Origin of the sequence: Bacillus sp. FSL L8-0152, from assembly GCF_038006365.1 — a bacterium.
GTDB lineage: Bacteria > Bacillota > Bacilli > Bacillales > Bacillaceae_G > Bacillus_A > Bacillus_A cereus.
In genome coordinates, this window is record NZ_JBBOVB010000001.1 from 4,051,380 (window position 1) to 4,064,512 (window position 13,133).

The window sequence follows — 13,133 nt, forward strand, 5'->3', positions numbered from 1 at the left end:
TTTTATTTTTACGTTGCCATTAGGGCTACTCATTGTTACATTTAAACTAGATACTTTTTTACAAGTAGCGCGAAAGGATGTTATAGATGAATATCATAGGGGAGAGAATATTCGAGTTAAGAAAAGAACGAAAACTAACACAAGAAAAAATAGGCGAAAATATTGGTGTGAGCAAGCAAACTATTTCCAAATATGAAAAAGGGACAAAAATCCCCTCACGCGAGAACATTGAAAAATTAGCTGATTTCTTCAATGTTCCCATTGATTACTTATTCGGAAAAAGCGATAATTCCATTAAAAGTAGCAATAATATAAAAGAAATATTTGAAAGTGATGAATTGCATTGGGATGGAAGAAAGCTGTCTCCTGAGGAAATCGAAAGCGTTAAGGCGCTTTTAGAAGTAGCAATCCAAAGAATGTTAAAACAAGAAAAAAAGGATTAGCATGAGGCTAGTCCTTTTTTTGGTTCCATTTGCTGCATGACTTCACTTAATTCTTTATCAGTAATGAATCCTTGTTTATATATTTCTTTCAAAGCATGAAGAGTGTCATTTTCTGAGACTTTATCCCCTAATAAATATTTAATCATGGATTTTATTTTTTCTTCGCCACTTATTAACAATACGAACTCCTCCATCCTAATAACTATGTGATTTCTTTAACAAACTGTGCATTTTTGTAACGTTTTTCAAAAATGCATACCCCTTAAAAAGCACTCAAGACGCTACTTAGTAGTAGCGTCTTGAAAAATAATTTATAAATTTTTAATGAGTTCCTGGATCAACCATTAGATATGTAGTTTCTACTTTACTTGAATGTGCTTGTGAAGTATCTTTGTTTTGTTCAACTGCTCCTAGTAGTCCTAAAACACATATCATTGTAAGAATAACTTTTTTCAACCTACTTCACTCCCTCTTTAATTAAAAGACGTGTTACCAAATTAGAATAGAATACATTCCCATTATTAGCGAATTTTTCTAAAGCTTCTTTGAGAACCATTATATCATTTCTATCTACAAAAAATAAATAATATAATTTAAATGCGGACAAAGTTTTTCCTTGTTTTTTTAAGTCTTCAAAATAAGCCCTAGCTTTAACTCCTGAACCGAATTTAGCATCAAAGAAAGCTTTTTCCGCTTCTCCTACAAAATCCCAATCTATTTTATCTACATTTATTCCATACTCAATTCGCAAAAAAGCTAATGTGCTATGAACTGCACGATACATTTTACTATAAGTAGTAATACCTAAGCTTTTTATTAACTTTAGGCTTTCCAAAAAGTACGTTTCCGCTTGAAAAGGATTTTCAAGTATAAAAGACTCTCCTAAGCAACTTAACGCTTTAGCCTTTATAACTGAATCTTCCGGAGCGGATTTTATTATACTATTACAAATGTCCCTGCATTCTTTTGTTTTGTTACTAAACAAATTAATATGAGACTTTCGATCATCATGTTGCAAATCCAAATGTTTTTTTATAAACACATTCTCTACTAATGGTAAGTTTTGATCGATTTTTTTAGAATACGGGACCATAGCCATGAAATTACTACTATCATACAGCGCAAATCCATGTAACATGTCTACTATTATTTGATAGTCAACATTTTTAGAGTATGGTAATTCATCTAATTTCCTTTGCAATTCTTCTCCTTCTAGTTTGTTCAAATTTCTTTGATTGTATAAATCATACAAATGTAGATATTTGTTTATTTTCCCTTTTTTATCGCTGCTAATATGTTTTTTTATTAATTTTTTCATTAATTGATACTCACCGACTGTTTGGCAGTAAGACAATGCCTTTTTTATGTTTAAATCACTCTCGCAAAGCAATATAAATTCTCTAATTTTCTTTCTACGTTCTTTCCAATTTGGATACAAGTCGGGAGCAATTAATAAGAATGACTCCAACTTCATTTCTTTAATTTTCCCATTTAAAATCCTATTAAGATTAGTTCTATCAATCTCTGCTTTTTTAGCTAATGTACCAACATCCAACTTAAGATAGTTGATATGCTCCTGTAAGTTCTTGATAAAGCGCTTCATTCTAAAATTCCCTCCCAAATCAGAACCCAAAACATATCCCTTTTTTCTCAATAGGAAAATGAATCATAATTTTCTTTACACTTATGAAGTATGCTATACTATGTACTGACTCATGGAAACTTTCCCTATCTAGGCTAGGGTTAAATGTTATAGCTGTGTGGCCTCACATCTATAACACCGTGGGTCTTTTTTTATTCCTTCTTTCGCTAAATTCAGTTTATCATAAGATTTAGAATGTTCGTTCTGTTTATGGTCAAATCATGTTGAGAAAGTTTTTTTCAAAAATTCTATTTTTCATTAAGAATATTTTACCACCAAAAGAACATTTGTTCTATATGTTTTTCATTCAAATGTCAATTTAAGTGATATTTACTATTATAAAGACAAATTTCATGACATGTATAGTCTAAAAATTCTCATGTATTTATACTAAAACTATGAATACATTTGGAGAAAATTTAAAAAAGTTTAGATCAAGTCGTTCCCTTACTCAATCAGAGTTCGGTGAAAAAGTGCAGTTAAGTCGTAGTCAAGTTGGCAATTTAGAAATTAACTATAATCAACCTGACCTTGACACTCTCGATCGCATTGCAACATATTTAGGTGTTTCTGTTGATGCGTTAATGGGTAGAACGAGTACACTACACGAAAAGAACATAGCAAATGCCCTCGATGAAATTCAAACGGTTTTCGCAGGCCTGGATGAATCTCAACGAGAGCAATTCTGTAAACAACTCGTTTTATATGCAAAGTTCCTTAAAACTCATAACGAGTTGTTATGAGTCGATTGTAGTAGAAAACATTTCCAATCGCAACGGTAAAAATTAACAAATTTTTATCAACAAAAAAAGAGAGCACTTAGCTCTCTTTTTTATATTCCTGTGCCTGGATCGTTATGCCAACCTACACCAGGATCGGTTACTCTGTGACCACCAGGGTCCTTTGTGAATTCTCCCATATTCTCCCCTCCTTTACTTAATATATGAATATTGTAGCTTACCTTCTTTGTAACTGTAAATTGTGCAAAATAAAAAGAGCCACGTGGCTCTTTTTTTATTAGTTACTAATTGGAGTTGAAATATTACCTATTATTTCATCAGCAAAAGCTATAATTTTTTCTTCATTCGTTGCCTCTACAATATGAGAAACTTCACTTAAAATATCTAAAGCGGCTTTAATATTTTTATTCTCAGATTTAAAATAAATAACTGTCACAATATCAAATTCATCTTCAGTTATTAAGTTACTATTTATTTTGTATTTATCCTTTAGCATTTTCTCGTAATTCCATGCCCACTCTTTTGCTAATTGTGTGGCTTTTTTACTATTTCTTAAAGCATAGTCAAAAGATAGTGTTTTTACAAATTGAGCTTTGCAATTCTTTTTAAAAGCAAAATCTAACTTTATATCTTCAGCCCCAATATCCACTTCAACATTACGCTCTAAATTCCCAGATATATTCTTTTCATGATTTTTAAATACTCGACTCATTATACTTTTAACTTCTGTATCTGTTATACGTTTCGATTTATGAGGATCAAAATATACATATGTTCTAAAAAGGTCTATTTCATCTTTTACATAATCACGACTTCTAATAGTTCTAATTGGAGAAAATTGAAGTTGATTTACATATATGGATGTTGCCTTTTCTAGAAATTTAGGATCTTTTGCCTGTTGAAGAGAAGGACCGTCGGTAATGGACTGTGTAAAATCATCTTTTACTCCTTCTAGTACCAATTTTAAAAACTTAACATCCGATTCGTCATCAAATTGACTAACACGACTAAAATTAGTCGTCAACTGTAAATTAACATATTTATCTTCTGGGGAATGAAATACTAAACCGATATTTATAAATTCTTCTCTAATATCATCTGGCACATATCTAAGAACAGCGTACTTACACATACGTTCCATCTATGACCCTCCTTTCCAATAAGGTAATCCTGGTTTTAATACAGGTAGAGCTGTTTCAATTCTATTCAGCCTATCCCCTATATATTCAAGTAATTTTTCTTTTTGGGTACCGGTAACGCCCCATTCTTCCGGAATATTATTTATAATATTCCACAAAGAATTATTATCTAGTCTTTCCATTTTCTCTAAAATTGAGTTAAACGGATTATGCCCCTTTACATGGGGGATTAATTTTCTATATACATATCCATCTGGTTGAAGTGGTTTGAAATCTTCTCCAATTTTAAAGTTTAAATTATGTTCATCCCACAATGGTCCTATATCAAATGCATGTGTATGATCCAGGACTACGATTTCCATTTTAGATTGGTCAAACAATAGATTACCACCATTGCACTCTCTATCGCAATTACAAACTAACTGATCGAATAAAATTATACCAGGTATACATTCATTATTCTTCGCTAAATCCAGCATACCTGCTGAAGAAATTTGGAATGCCTTTTTTATTCTTTTAGTCCCAAAATGAAGCCCTGCAGTCACATCATCTTCTGTGTGTTTTGAAATTTGTTCTCCAAAATCTTCAATAAATGTTTCATTAACTTGTACCAAAGACGGAGAAGCAAGGGGCAACTCGAGAATTTCTGCTATCTTCGCACATACATATTCATTTGCTAATATTCTTTTTCCCTCAGGATTTTCTTTAAATTTAACAACGTACTGTTCACTATTATCACATGTAATAATATATGGTTTTGTAACACCATTGGTGATTTCTTTGTGCGCTATTTTTGCTGTCACGATTTCCATTTAACAATGTCCCCTTTTGCATGTCGATCATAATTATTTTTTCATTCTGTATTCTCCTTTTTATATATAATGCTAATTAGTTTTCGATTTAAAACGCGTAGTAATGGGAGTTTTACAAAATTTTTCTTACCTTCTAATTAACTTTATTTTCCATTTTTTGTTATCTGCAATTATATATATAATCCATTATATCCACTATGTACTAATATGTAGAGAACTTTTATTCAAAATCAGCTATATTTTTACAAAAAACTAATCATCTATGCTATCATTCTTATACCACTACCACATATCACAGCTTGTATCTAGAAAACGATAATGATGAGGTGAAAATCATGGCATACTTTCGTAAACGTGGTGAGAAGTGGTCTTTTACCATGGATGTCGGCAAAGACCCTATCACAGGTAAACGGAAACAAATCACTAAAGGTGGCTTTAAAACAAAGAAAGCTGCTCAAGAAGAAGTGGCAAGAGTAACAAATGATTTAGCAAATGGGGATTACGAGAATAGTGATATTCGCTTTTCTCAGCTCGTAGAAATCTGGATGCAAGAGAAAGAATCATCATGTAGACCATCAACATTGTATCAATACAAACGCATTCTACGCTCACGTGTTATGCCTGAATTTGGCGAAAAGAGATTATCAGATATAAAACCATTGACTGTTCATAATTTTCACCAGAAGCTACTTAAAGAGGGTCTAACTACGAAATACATTTCATCTGTTGATGTTATGTTAAAACAAATCCTCGATAAAGGCGTGGAACTAGAAATGATTAACTCTAATCCTGCTAAGAAAGCTAAACGGCCTAAAGTTAAAAAGAAGTCGCAAGCTAGTTGGACAGTTGAACAAGCCATGAAGTTTATGGAGTATGCAAAAATACAAGGAAGCTATTATATTGCGTTTGTTTTAGCGTTGCATACAGGCATGCGGATCGGAGAAGTATTAGCTTTACAGTGGGATGATATTAATTTCAAAAACAAGACTATTCATGTACAAAGAACATTAACGCTTGTTGATGGAAAGTATGAATTAGGTGAGACAAAAACTGAAGCATCTAATCGTATAATCCCGATGACAGAAGAATTAATGGGAGAGTTGTTAGAATATCAAATTAATAAGAAGGAGAATTCTTTCGACTTATTAATTTGCACAAGAAACAAAAAAATCGTGCATCCATATACGATACGCTACCAAATGAAAGCTTTGTGCGAAGCAATTGACGTACCGTATATTAGATTCCACGATATCCGAAGAACGTTTACAACTATTTTAATCGATTCTGGCGCAAATGCAAAGGTTGTTTCAAAATTGCTTGGTCATACAAATGTTTCTACAACTTTAAATATTTATACTGATGTTTATGAAGAGCGTCAAATCGAAGTAACTGAAATGCTAGGAAATGTATTAAAAAGTGGTCGAAGTGGTCAAAATGTGGTCATCGTTGAAAATGAAGAGGATTAAAACCCGTATAACAAGTGGTATAATGCGTTTATAGTGTAAGTTTTTTCTTTACACTATAATGAAGTCATCATAGTAAATAATATATAGAGTATCACGTTTTTCAAAAAGATGCTACATCGAAAGGAGAGATTACCATAAAAGCTGGTGGTATTGTTGTTGAATATAACCCTTTTCATAACGGTCACCTTTATCATGTGCAACAGACAAAAAAGTTAACACAATCCGATATAATAATTGCCGTTATGAGTGGTCCTTTTTTACAGCGTGGTGAGCCCGCACTCATTTCCAAATGGTATCGCACTAAAATGGCCTTAGCAAACGGCGTAGACCTTGTTGTAGAGCTTCCATACGTCTTTGCAACACAAAAGGCTGAAACCTTCGCAAATGGTGCTATTTCCATTTTAAATGCCCTACATGTTTCTGAAATTTGTTTCGGTAGTGAGGATGGACAAATCGAAAATTTTTATAATACCATCTCCGTACAAAAAAACGAAGAAGAGACTTTTAACTACCTTGTAAAACAATTCATGGACGCTGGCAATAGTTATGCAAAAGCAACATCGGATGCTTTTTCACACATTTTAACATCCGAAAAAAACATAGATATGTCACAACCAAATAATATTTTAGGCTTCCAATATATGAAAGCAATTCTGTCACAAAATAGCTCTATACAAGCTCAAACTATAAAAAGATTCGCCTCTCATTATCATGATGAAACATTTAATGACCAACATATTGCAAGCGCGACAAGCATTCGGAAACAACTCTTTAGCGAAGAAGGATCATTTACAACAATTGAACCTTTTCTCCCACAGGCAACCACTTCGCTTTTAGCAAATTACAAACAAAACTACGGGATATTACATAATTGGGAACAATACTTTTCATTTTTTAAATATAAACTCATGACAATGTCTTCAGGAGACTTACAACATATATATGAAATAGAAGAAGGTTTAGAGCATCGTATTTTATCAAAAATACAAAACAGTTCCTCCTTCTATTCATTCATGGAAGCATTAAAAACAAAACGTTATACATGGACTAGACTACAAAGAGCTTGTACACACATTTTAACAAACACAACAAAAGAGGAAATACGTAGCGCAAATATAGAACAACATGCACCATATATCCGCCTGCTAGGCATGTCACAAAAAGGACAAACTTATCTTTCAAAAAACAAGAAAAAAATCGAACTTCCAATCCTTACTCATACAAAAACATTTGACCATGCTGCTTTAGATATAGAGAAAAAAGCAAACTCTGTATATTTCTCCATCATGCACGAACCGTTACGCACGCAACTATTAAAACAGGATATAACACACCATCCTATTCGCTATGATGAAACAACTACAAAATTCCTATAAAAAAACCTCTCTATTTCAGAGAGGTTTTTTCCTTATCCATCTTTTCTAAATATGTTAACGCATCATCCAGCGTATCCACTGGTACAATTTTCATTTTTGTTTTAATGTCCTTTGCAGTCTCAAGTGCATCTTTATAGTTCGATTTCTCCGCTCCTTTTTCATTTGGCGCAAAGAACACCTCAGCCCCAGCATCGCTAGCAGCCACCACTTTTTGATTTATACCACCAATCGGGCCAACTTCTCCTTTTTCATTAATTGTACCTGTTCCAGCTATTTCATGTCCTTTTGTTAAGTCTTCTTCCACAAGTTGATTATATATTTCTAATGTGAACATTAAACCTGCGGATGGTCCACCAATTTCATGAGAATTAATTTTCACTTTCGGATCGACCACTAATTCTCTTTCCGTAACGATAGAAACACCTATACCGACACGTCCATTCCCATTAGGAATCGTCTTTACATTTAAATTTTCTTTCAATTGTTTTCCATTTCTCATGTACTCAATACTTACAGCATCGCTTTCTTTTTTCCCAGTCATATATTCAATAAATTGCTCCGTCTTTTCAAATGTTTTTCCATCAACAGCTATAATAACATCACCAAGCTTAAGCTTTCCTTCTGACGGCATTCCTTTTGCCACACCAGCAACTAATACACCTTTATTTTCAAAAGAAACGGAGCGATTTGCACGTTTATATGCATTATAAATTGCTGCATTTTGTGAATCTTTCATCGCATAATTTTGGCGAAATTGATATTCTTCATTACTCTCACCTTTTTGCAATATTTCTTCCGCTTTTGAAATATGTGTATATTTATTAAACTGTGCCGCTATTAAATTCACCACATTTGCTGGTCCCATTGAAACCGTAACAAGCATAAAATCACCAGATTCTTTCGTTCCACCCTCAACTTGAACGTAAGGCTCTAATTTGGCAGCCATTCCTGGTTTTGTTACATAATACGGTAAACGCACGTAAACAAGTAACATCGCCAATATAACCCCTATTAAGATTGCATATATAAACCGAAAACGCTTAAACATTATGTTTCTCCTTCCACTGCTCAATTAATAAATAAATATTTGAAACATGTTTTTCCGCTTCTACTTCTCCAACTCGAATAATGTCTTCAATGTTTGTAAAAGCACGTGAACTAAATTGCTCTACAGCTGGTCGCATCATTAAATCCGATGCAATTTGCCGATTCATTACAAGCTCATGCTGCATAATTTCTATACTTTGCATGATTACGTCATAAATGGACGTAACATCGCCATTCACCTTAATTGGAGACACATCCACAGCGATAACAATATCGGCCCCTAATTCTTTCACAACCGATACTGGGATACGATCAATAACCCCACCATCCACTAATAATCGTCCATCTATTTTTTCTGGTACAAACACTCCAGGAACAGATATGCTAGCCCTCACCGCATCTGCAACTGGTCCACTTGTAAAAACCACTTTTTCCCCCTTCAATATGTCAGTAGCCACAACAGCCGTCGGGATATCTAACTCTTCTAAATTTTTATTATATGTAAACATTTTAATCATATCTTTGACACGTTTTCCAGCAATAAATCCCATTTTCGGTACCGTGAAATCTAAATAATACTTCCGCTTGAAAACAGATGCCAATTTATACAATCTTTCAACGTTACTACTTGCCGCATAAAACGTACCTATTAGCGCCCCCATACTACTTCCTGCAATCATATGAATAGGGATACCAGCTTCCCTTAAAACCTTTATTACACCAATATGAGCAAACCCTTTCGCTCCTCCAGACCCAAGTGCTAAACCAATCTTTGGTTCTTTCATTTTTCTCACCCTTTAATTTTTTTCATTCCTTTTTCATACTTATGGTCTAAATTCACTACGTATCCACGTATACTGAAATGAACGTTTTTTGGGACAAAGGGGGATTTACTTACATGTATGAAAAATGGAAAACCGCTTTCCTTACCATATCAACGCTTTTTTTAACCTTTTCTCTTGTACTCCACCCCCAAGCCGCTTTACAAGCTTCTATTCGCGGGTTAAATATATGGTGGGAAGTTGTATTCCCTTCACTACTACCGTTTTTCATCATTGCGGAACTTCTAATTAGTATCGGTGTTGTAAAATTTATTGGCGTTATATTAGAACCACTCATGCGCCCACTTTTTCGCGTTCCAGGGATAGGTGGATTCGTTTGGGCAATGGGAATGGCTTCAGGTTTCCCTGCAGGCGCCAAACTAAGCGCTAGACTACGAAAAAGCAACCTTTTAACTCAGATTGAAGCGGAGCGCCTCGTTTCTTTCACAAATTCTTCTAATCCACTTTTTATTTTCGGTGCTGTGTCTATCGGTTTTTTTAATAATCCAAAATTAGGGATTATATTAGCGGCTGCCCATTATTTAAGTAACTTTGCTGTCGGATTAATTATGCGTTTTTACGGCCATAATACCGCTTACAAAAATAATACACACACTACAAAAAAACGCCGCTTTCAAAACCCTTTTTTAATTCTTCACGAGACACGCTTACAAGAAAAAAGACCAATCGGTAAATTACTTGGGGATGCTATCGTTTCTTCTATTCAAACATTACTTATGATTGGCGGATTTATTATTTTATTCTCTGTGTTAAATAAAATGATTACTGTATTCCACATTACAGCAGCTCTTTCTTTTATTATGCAACATATTTTATCATTCTTCCAACTAAGTACAGATTTTAGTATACCTATATTATCAGGTGTTTTCGAAATGACACTCGGAAGCCAAATGATTAGTCAAATAAATGAAACACCCCTCTTACAACAAGCTATGGTAACAAGCTTCATTTTAGCATTTAGCGGTCTTTCTATTCAGGCACAAGTTGCTAGCATATTAGCTGAAACAGACATCCGATTTAAACCCTATTTTTTCGCACGAATTATTCAAAGTATTCTTGCCCCTATTTTTACATTTATATTTTGGACACCATTTTATGAGAAAGTAAGTTCTTTCTCACCTATGCAAAAAGATATTCCTGTATTTTTATCCAAGCATCCTTCTATACTACATGAAATTTGGACATCTTTTATACATTACGGACCAATTTTTACATTATTTTGTCTATATTTATATGTTATTTTATTATTTTTTCGCACGTATAAAGAAAAACCCCGTTCACTTTAACGGGGTTTGAAACTTTTCTTTTAAAGCACGCTCTACAATAGGAGGCACAAGATCTACTACACTTCCTCCATACCTCGCAACTTCTTTCACAATACTCGAGCTTAAAAATGAATATTGGTTGTTTGTCATAATAAAAAATGTTTCAATATTTTCATCTAATTTTCGATTCATAGAAGTAATTTGCATCTCATATTCAAAATCAGAAACTGCTCGTAAACCACGTAATATTGCATTTGCATTACGCATTTTTGCATACTCTACTAACAGCCCACTATGCGAATCTACTTTTACATTCGGGATATCCTTTGTCGCTTCTCGAATTAGTTCTAATCGCTCTTCAACTGAAAAGAATGGTTTTTTAGATGAATTGTTTAAAACGACTACGTACACCTCATCAAATACTTTTGCTCCCCTTTTAATAATATCCAGATGCCCAAGGGTAATTGGATCAAAACTTCCTGAAGAAATAGCTATACTTGTCATTCTGTCCCCTCACCTTCATACTTATAAATCGATATTGCAGTAATCCCATAATTCTCAGCTCGTACTTTTACAAGCTTTCCTATTGAATCAGGTAAAACCACATCATTACCATGCTCTGCCATAATTAATCCATCACTATGTAGCAATCCATGTTGATCCATTACACTAATTAAAGATACAATTTTTTGCTCTTTATATGGTGGGTCTATTAATATAAGATCGAATGACATTTCACGTTTTATAAGCGCCTTTACTGCACGTTCCGCATCATTTCGATATACTTCAGCTTGTTCCTGTATTCTACAACTTTCTAAATTTTGATGAATTACTTTTATCGCTTTACTATCCCTATCAACAAAAATCGCTTTATCGATCCCTCTGCTCAAAGCCTCAATTCCAAGGCCACCACTACCACCAAATAAATCAAGGGCGATACCACCATCAAAATAAGGACCTATCATATTAAAAATAGATTCTTTTACTTTATCTGTCGTTGGACGTGTTGTATTACCAGGAACCGCTTTAAGTGGGTGTCCTTTACATTTTCCTGAAACTACTCTCATCTGTTGTCACTACCTTTATTTCAATCTATCGAGCGATTATAGAAAGCCATTCCCACTTCGGTAACCGTTAACAAATTACATTCACCAAAATATTAGAAAACTCAGCATCAAATAACCACTCATTATTTTTATGTATTCATCTCATCATTCACTAATATGAATCCAATATGTATATTAGTTCCACTTTATCTTTTTTATCCTATCACAAAATAAAAAAAAGAAAAATAAAAAGCCTGACATAAAATTTAATTTCATTATGTATATCTTCATTTAGATTGGACATAAATAATTATAACAACATCACCTTCGATGTTGTTGCCAACCGCGGAGAAGACTTACGTTTCCCCATAAGTTCTTCCTCCGGTTTCTCCTCTCCCTTTGCCTTCTTACTAGTACATGCTAGTATAAGAAGGGCCCTGCTATGCAGGGTTTTTTTTCTTTGTGTGCTTTTCATTTAAAAAGTGAAATGGTACAGTAAAAGAAAGAGGAGGAAAAAATATGATTCAACGCTTTATAGAACTCGGAGAAGGCTACTCTGATTTATATGAATTACTTGAAATTGCCAAAACAAATCAAGAACGTATAGCACATATGTTACAATTTGAAACGATAAAAAACGATAAAAAAGTGTGTTCGCTTGTTGTAATATTAAAACCAACTACTACTGGTGATTTCCAACCATTATACATATGTCGTGAAGGCATTCCTATATTTGAAAATAAAAAAAGTAAACGTGTCATTTTATTTGAAGAAACGGCAGAGCAACTCGGAAAAAAAGTGGCTACTTTTACTGTAAAGCCATCTACAACTTTCCCAGAAAAAGAACTATTTTTTAATCATTTAATTGGTATTTTACGAATGAACAATTTCATTCCTCCGATGAAATAACACTTTATTTCAATTAAAAAATCCCCCGCTAAATTTAGCAGGGGATTTTTTCTATTAGCTATAATCGTATTCTTTTGCTCGATCAGGACGGGAATTTTCAAATTCCGTTTTTAAATACGGGCGATACGACTGTTCTATCTTTTTCACAAAAGGAAGTTTGTTCAATTTATGCATCATATGCTCAATTTGTTCCATGTCACAATATACTACAGCATATTTTAATCGTTTTGATATGTAATGTATGTTACCATATTTCCTTAAAATCTTGGCATGTTTCAATGAATGTAAATAAACAATCATACTTTGTCGTTGCCCGAACATAATCTTCTCCATCTTCTCCTTTTAAAAACATATATTTTATATTCTATGAAAACCAATCAGAAATTTATAACATTACAGGACAAAC

16 protein-coding genes are annotated in these 13,133 nt (G+C 33.5%); 6 read left to right on the top strand and 10 right to left on the bottom strand.

Annotation, left to right across the window (positions count from 1 at the left end; translation table 11 throughout):
* Positions 1-86: 86 nt before the first annotated feature.
* On the top strand, positions 87-443 hold the full coding sequence (locus MHH27_RS20185) for a helix-turn-helix domain-containing protein (RefSeq protein ID WP_001021266.1): 357 nt from the start codon (positions 87-89) through the stop codon (positions 441-443).
* On the opposite strand, the gene MHH27_RS20190 is transcribed toward MHH27_RS20185, so the two are convergent.
* From MHH27_RS20190 to MHH27_RS20200, 3 genes are all read right to left on the bottom strand, one after another.
* The gene (locus tag MHH27_RS20190; RefSeq protein WP_340943877.1) at positions 440-622 is read right to left on the bottom strand and encodes a hypothetical protein; all 183 of its coding nucleotides are present in this window, start codon (positions 620-622) and stop codon (positions 440-442) included. The genes MHH27_RS20185 and MHH27_RS20190 overlap by 4 nt on opposite strands.
* A 142-nt stretch (positions 623-764) precedes the next feature.
* Positions 765-878, bottom strand: coding sequence for an ABC transporter ATP-binding protein (locus tag MHH27_RS20195; protein WP_326271286.1), 114 nt, complete (start codon positions 876-878; stop codon positions 765-767).
* A gap of 22 nt (positions 879-900) precedes the next feature.
* On the bottom strand, positions 901-2,046 hold the full coding sequence (locus MHH27_RS20200) for an AimR family lysis-lysogeny pheromone receptor (RefSeq protein ID WP_340943882.1): 1,146 nt from the start codon (positions 2,044-2,046) through the stop codon (positions 901-903).
* Positions 2,047-2,483: 437 nt separating this feature from the next.
* Here MHH27_RS20200 and MHH27_RS20205 point away from each other — a divergent pair, with 437 nt between their 5' ends.
* The gene (locus MHH27_RS20205; RefSeq protein WP_340943884.1) at positions 2,484-2,828 is read left to right on the top strand and encodes a helix-turn-helix domain-containing protein; all 345 of its coding nucleotides are present in this window, start codon (positions 2,484-2,486) and stop codon (positions 2,826-2,828) included.
* A 274-nt stretch (positions 2,829-3,102) separates the two neighbouring features.
* Here the strand turns inward: MHH27_RS20205 and MHH27_RS20210 are convergent, their stop codons facing one another.
* Positions 3,103-3,966, bottom strand: a complete 864-nt coding sequence (locus MHH27_RS20210; RefSeq protein WP_340943887.1) for a DUF3037 domain-containing protein — start codon at positions 3,964-3,966, stop codon at positions 3,103-3,105.
* Entirely contained in the window at positions 3,967-4,776 is an 810-nt protein-coding gene (locus MHH27_RS20215; protein ID WP_340943890.1) for a HipA family kinase, read from the bottom strand.
* A 335-nt stretch (positions 4,777-5,111) separates the two neighbouring features.
* Between MHH27_RS20215 and MHH27_RS20220 the strand changes: the two genes are divergently transcribed.
* Both MHH27_RS20220 and MHH27_RS20225 read left to right on the top strand, forming a co-directional pair.
* A complete protein-coding gene (locus MHH27_RS20220; RefSeq protein WP_340943892.1) occupies positions 5,112-6,242 on the top strand; it encodes a site-specific integrase in 1,131 nt (376 codons plus the stop codon).
* Between the two features lie 194 nt (positions 6,243-6,436).
* Positions 6,437-7,618: a nucleotidyltransferase gene (locus MHH27_RS20225; RefSeq protein WP_340943894.1), complete on the top strand. Its 1,182-nt coding sequence runs from the start codon at positions 6,437-6,439 to the stop codon at positions 7,616-7,618.
* A gap of 10 nt (positions 7,619-7,628) precedes the next feature.
* On the opposite strand, the gene MHH27_RS20230 is transcribed toward MHH27_RS20225, so the two are convergent.
* Both MHH27_RS20230 and MHH27_RS20235 read right to left on the bottom strand, forming a co-directional pair.
* The gene (locus tag MHH27_RS20230) at positions 7,629-8,666 is read right to left on the bottom strand and encodes a SepM family pheromone-processing serine protease (RefSeq protein WP_053563741.1); all 1,038 of its coding nucleotides are present in this window, start codon (positions 8,664-8,666) and stop codon (positions 7,629-7,631) included.
* Positions 8,659-9,450 carry a patatin-like phospholipase family protein gene (locus MHH27_RS20235; RefSeq protein ID WP_000662590.1) on the bottom strand — a complete coding sequence of 264 codons (792 nt, stop codon included), beginning with the start codon at positions 9,448-9,450 and terminating at the stop codon, positions 8,659-8,661. The genes MHH27_RS20230 and MHH27_RS20235 overlap by 8 nt, the downstream gene beginning before the upstream one ends.
* Positions 9,451-9,563: 113 nt before the next feature.
* On the opposite strand from MHH27_RS20235, the gene ylbJ reads away from it, so the two are divergent.
* Positions 9,564-10,793, top strand: coding sequence for a sporulation integral membrane protein YlbJ (gene ylbJ, locus MHH27_RS20240; RefSeq protein ID WP_000273089.1), 1,230 nt, complete (start codon positions 9,564-9,566; stop codon positions 10,791-10,793).
* Here ylbJ and coaD read toward each other — a convergent pair.
* Both coaD and rsmD read right to left on the bottom strand, forming a co-directional pair.
* A complete protein-coding gene (gene coaD / locus MHH27_RS20245) occupies positions 10,785-11,276 on the bottom strand; it encodes a pantetheine-phosphate adenylyltransferase (protein ID WP_000200601.1) in 492 nt (163 codons plus the stop codon). The genes ylbJ and coaD overlap by 9 nt on opposite strands.
* Entirely contained in the window at positions 11,273-11,839 is a 567-nt protein-coding gene (rsmD, locus tag MHH27_RS20250; protein ID WP_001266976.1) for a 16S rRNA (guanine(966)-N(2))-methyltransferase RsmD, read from the bottom strand. Before rsmD ends, coaD begins: the two co-directional genes overlap by 4 nt.
* Before the next feature lie 498 nt (positions 11,840-12,337).
* Between rsmD and MHH27_RS20255 the strand changes: the two genes are divergently transcribed.
* On the top strand, positions 12,338-12,727 hold the full coding sequence (locus MHH27_RS20255; protein ID WP_097924704.1) for a DUF7147 family protein: 390 nt from the start codon (positions 12,338-12,340) through the stop codon (positions 12,725-12,727).
* A 54-nt stretch (positions 12,728-12,781) separates the two neighbouring features.
* Here MHH27_RS20255 and MHH27_RS20260 read toward each other — a convergent pair whose 3' ends face one another.
* Positions 12,782-13,048 (bottom strand): YlbG family protein, encoded by a 267-nt coding sequence (locus tag MHH27_RS20260; RefSeq protein ID WP_002082261.1) that lies wholly within the window; start codon positions 13,046-13,048, stop codon positions 12,782-12,784.
* Positions 13,049-13,133 lie beyond the last annotated feature (85 nt).